Annotated in this window: 4 protein-coding genes and 1 riboswitch; all 4 genes read right to left on the reverse strand. The window is 54.5% G+C overall.

Annotated features, from left to right (window positions below; all coding sequences use genetic code 11):
- The coding region (locus ACPLUI_RS12445; RefSeq protein ID WP_424660577.1) for a carbon-nitrogen hydrolase family protein at window positions 1-546 on the reverse strand (546 nt) is incomplete at its 3' end.
- Window positions 547-661: 115 nt separating this feature from the next.
- Window positions 662-903: riboswitch (cobalamin riboswitch) on the reverse strand.
- Window positions 904-1,527: 624 nt separating this feature from the next.
- Window positions 1,528-2,280, reverse strand: a complete 753-nt coding sequence (locus tag ACPLUI_RS12450) for a DUF4198 domain-containing protein (protein WP_424660578.1) — start codon at window positions 2,278-2,280, stop codon at window positions 1,528-1,530.
- A 135-nt stretch (window positions 2,281-2,415) separates the two neighbouring features.
- The gene (locus tag ACPLUI_RS12455) at window positions 2,416-2,997 is read right to left on the reverse strand and encodes an FmdE family protein (protein ID WP_424660579.1); all 582 of its coding nucleotides are present in this window, start codon (window positions 2,995-2,997) and stop codon (window positions 2,416-2,418) included.
- 63 nt (window positions 2,998-3,060) lie between these two features.
- On the reverse strand, window positions 3,061-3,706 hold a 646-nt coding region (locus ACPLUI_RS12460), incomplete at its 5' end, for an ABC transporter permease (RefSeq protein ID WP_424660580.1).

A 3,706-nucleotide genomic window follows, 5' to 3' on the forward strand; every position in this document is an offset into this window, starting at 1 on the left:
ATGATGCAGCGGCGGCCAGTTGGCCGGGATCAACAGCACACGGGCTCCTTTTAAAGCAGCCATACGCGCGGCTTTATACCAGTAGGAATCGGCACAAATAAGCAGGCCCAGTTTGCCGAAAGCGGTATCCACCACCAGTACCGGTAGATTACCCCTGGCCGCCCACAGGTTTTCACGGAAAGCCGGGGCCAGCTTGCGGTAAAGCCCGAGTACCCGGCCGTCCGGGCCCAGCAGGACCGCCGTATTGTAATAAATCCCTGTAGCGTCGTCCACCTCCGGCAGCCCCAGACAGATGTAGACCCCGTACCGTCCGGCAAGCCGGCCGAAGAGCTCAGTGGTGGGACCCGGGACAGTCTCCACAAACTGTGAGATCTCATCCCTGCTGGTGAAGCCGTAACCCGTGGTGGCCAGTTCCGGATTAACAATAATGCGTGCGCCGCTCACCGCGGCTTCTTCATTCAAATTTAACAAATGCTGAAGGTTGTCTTCCTTTCTCTTCCATTTTATCGCAGCATGGACCAGCGCCACTTTAACTGCTTCCGGCATGTTCCAATGCAACCTCCCGTCTTAATAAACAGCCGGCAAAGCAAAAACCCCGCTACCAGAAGAAAGCGGGGTAAGGCAGAATACCGGCTTACCACCTCCCTATCCGCGCAGGCAGCATGGCATACAAAACGGGGCAGGTCTCCTGGCTCGGGTTCATTGGAACTCCACGTCTTCCCGGCGGGCACTCACCAATTTGTAACCGGTTCGGTTACATGAACAAAAATGCCAGTGAGTGCACACCAGTGACATAGTGTGGATCCCTTCCCCTCACAGTGGCGGGACCGCGCCGGACTTGCACCGGCTTCCCTTTTGCCTGCCTCACCACGGAAGCAGGACACCCCGTTTCGCATATTAAGTTGTGAAAATATTCGTTTGTGCTATGTGCTAAATTTAGACCTTAAAAACAGGAAGCTCTGGCTTGCATTCAAAATCTTACCTGCCAAAATGAAGATACTGGAATGTAAAGTTCTACATGTAACTTTTAATTCCTGCACCACGCTGGTCAGCCTGGTTGATTTTTATAAAAAAATAGCATGTGAGGGTGACCAGGCCCCACATGCCAGGACGAAAGGAGGTACAGCATGCAGGATTGACCAGACCCTGCATACCCGTTTGAGAAGGAGTCGGACCCGCTTGCCGGGATCCCAGCCAGCAAGCAGGTATAGGGTTAAAAGCTAATGCCAAGGTTTAGCTTAGACCCTCGAAGTTGAGAAATTCAGGACTGGCCTTACGATGGCCTCATCCGGTGAAAAAACAACAAAACCATGAAAGCCCTGCCCCCATCCCCTGGAGGAAACAGCACCTTCATGGTTGCTCCTGTGCATGATGTATTGTTACCAGCGTAAAACCATCACTTCCGGTGACTCCAGTCACCGCTTTATAACTAGTACCCCTACTTAGTAAAATCCATCCGTTGTAATTATTATACTGCTTCTCTATGCTTAATTATACTACTGCTCCCCACCGAGGTCAATTGTTTTTTTATCGTACGCCAAAAATACTCAGTGTGGCAGTATAAACCCGCTTGTCGTACTCCTCACCAACGGGAGTTTCACCGGCATAACGGGTGCCAAAAAGCCAGTGCCCGGGATTACCCAGGGAAAACCTCACCCGCCCCGCTTCATCGGTTCGGGCGCTCAACCCCCAGCCCTGTTCTTCCCGCAGGCTCCAGGTGGCCTTTACTTCCGTTCCGGGCAAGGGCTTTCCCTGGTAAAGAACTTCCAGGATCACCTCATCGCCCACCCGGTAGGTACCGGGAGCCGTGACCAGTTCCAGGACATGCCCCGGGCGGATGACTTCCGGCGGATGCACCCCTCCGCTACAGGTAGCGCAAAAATGGCCCACCTGAACCCAGGTCCCGGCATACTGGTGATAGTAAACCACTTCCCGGGCATCGGGGTATTCCCGGCGGGTGCCATGGCAGTAGAACCCGTCTCTCGTAATGGCTATGGCACCCACCCGGTTTTCCACCGTTACCGGCCAGAAACCTTCGTGAGTGGGTGTGAAGACCACCACATGGAATTTGTCGTCTCCAGGTTCCACCTTCAAGGAAATCTTTTCGCCCCCGGGAGCTACAGCCCAGGCCGAAAGATGCGCCATCTCCGCCAGGTCATCCGGATGCATGGCGTGCCCGTAAAAAACCCGGCAACGGGTTTCATGTCCCTCATGGGCATGACTGCTTTCCGGTAAAACCCAGATCTCGCGGTCCCGTACCAGTTCAAGGCTCGATTCCATTAACACCCACTCCTTTTGCAAATTAGCTGTTACCAGTTCGGATAAAGGCTATTCCCAGGAGAAGCACCGGAAGAGACACTTTCCCCGCAGCTTGAACAGGAAAAAGTACAAGCCCCGGCCCTTCCTGACACACCTTTAAGCCAGGCAGCCCTTACATACCGGACGTCCCTCCCGGTAAATGACATGGTTCTTCATCACTTCCTCACCGCACCCGCTGCAGGTGACCATCTGCAAACAAAGTTCTGGAAGGACTATTTCCGAGTCGATAAAACGCAGATCAAAAATCTCCTCGACCGGCCCTTCCAGGATGTACTTCATCAGAGGTCCCTGACGGCGGTAAAATTCATCCTGCTCCTCTTCGGTAGCTACTCCGTTGGCCACCTTTTCCATGAGAACTACGAAGTCATCCCCTTCCCGGCTCAGCACACCTGCCTTCAAGCTCACCCGCAGAGCCTGCCGCTCTCCCGTCCGGGCAAAGGTAAACACATATTTGCCGTTTTCCCTGAAGACAAAGTTTCTCTTGCCAAAGGTGCAGCCCGATATTACCTGCACTGCATCGGCAGCACAGGTGCGGTTTTCCACCACAGCTACCAGTCGATGGTGACCGGAGACACCAGCACCCAGTTTCTCCAGGGCTACTTTAGCTGCCCGGTAACCAACAGCCAGCAAACAACAGGGATGGCCGTGAAAGGCGATTACTTTCTCCCAATCGCTCATGAGAAGCCACTCCTTTCCCCTGAAACACAGGTTGATAAGCCTTCAAGCAGCTTGCCTGAGCTTTTAGCCGTCCAGCATTTTCAGCCTCAGCAAGTCCAGGGTGAATAAAACAATAGTCCATCCCCCCAGCACCGCTACCAGCCACCAGTTGAATCCGTGCCCGGACAGGGTGCTGCGCAATAATTCGGCCGCCGGGGTAAGTGGACAAAACCACACCAGGTGCTGCAGGAATCCGGGCAGGCGTTCCACGGGGATGAGCGTGCCACTTAAAAAAGTGAGCGGTACAAGTATGAATTCGCTGACCAGGGCCTGGTCATCAAAGGAACGCAGGCAAAGGCCAATAAGCACGCCAAGAGCACCAAAGCAAAGGGAGGCCAGCAGCATGGCTGCCAGAAAAGATCCGGCCAGTTCCAGGGAGGGCACGATCAGGAACACCATCAGCAGGACAATCAGCCCGGCCAGAAGGCCGCGCATGGCACCTGCCAGGGTGTACCCGAGACAAATGGAAAAATTGCTCACCGGGGCCAGCCGGTAGGACTCGAAACTCTGCCAGAACAAGCGTGTATAAAACATGCGCACAGTTACCGATGTCACCCCGTTGTTAAACAGGGTCAGGGCCACCACACCCGGCACTAAAAAGTCCAGGTAGCTCATACCCCCCGGCATGGTCATCTGCAGCCGCCGCCCCACCCCGAACCCAAAAGAAAGC

It is taken from the genome of Desulfofundulus sp., assembly GCF_049701015.1.
Lineage (GTDB): Bacteria > Bacillota > Desulfotomaculia > Desulfotomaculales > Desulfovirgulaceae > Desulfofundulus.

Bases quoted from the DNA above. Each gene is read 5' to 3' on its own strand.
- ACPLUI_RS12450 (WP_424660578.1), bottom strand. From the start codon at position 2,280: ATGGAATCGAGCCTTGAACTGGTACGGGACCGCGAGATCTGGGTTTTA.
- ACPLUI_RS12455 (WP_424660579.1), bottom strand. From the start codon at position 2,997: ATGAGCGATTGGGAGAAAGTAATCGCCTTTCACGGCCATCCCTGTTGT.